This window comes from Candidatus Pelagibacter communis (assembly GCF_001179925.1).
Classification (GTDB): domain Bacteria; phylum Pseudomonadota; class Alphaproteobacteria; order Pelagibacterales; family Pelagibacteraceae; genus Pelagibacter; species Pelagibacter ubique_E.
The window spans coordinates 1-533 of the sequence record NZ_CVSF01000003.1; the positions used below are offsets into that span (position 1 = coordinate 1).

General features: G+C 30.8%; 1 pseudogene. It reads left to right on the forward strand.

Annotation, left to right across the window (positions count from 1 at the left end):
• Positions 1-533, forward strand: a pseudogene (locus AMN70_RS00225) (glutamate synthase large subunit); the annotation flags it as partial.

Sequence of the window (533 nt, forward strand, 5' to 3'; positions counted from 1 at the left end):
AGAGGTGCAGTTGATGCTGATGGAAAAAACAGGTGATGGAGCCGGTATTCATGTTGAAATACCAAAAGATTTTTTTATTGAAAAAATAGAGGTGACTGGTCATGACTACGATAACTCCGAAATTTGTGTAGGGATGATTTTTTTACCTAGAAATGATTACTCAGCGCAAGAACATTGCAAAACAATTGTTGAAAGCGAACTGACTAAAAATAATTTTAGTATATATGGTTGGCGACAAGTGCCTGTAAACCCAAAAGTTTTAGGTGAAAAAGCTCTTCATACTATGCCAGAGATTATTCAAGTTTTATTTAAATCTAATAATCCAAATCTACTGGATAAAAATTTAGAGAGAAAAATTTACGAGACAAGAAAGAAAATCGAAAATAAAGCTTTTGAAGCATCATTAAATAACTTTTATATTTGCTCAATTAGCTCAAAATCAATAATTTACAAAGGGCTATACTTAGCAGAAGCGATATCTGATTTTTATTTAGATTTGACAGATCAAAGATTTATATCGAGATATGCAATTT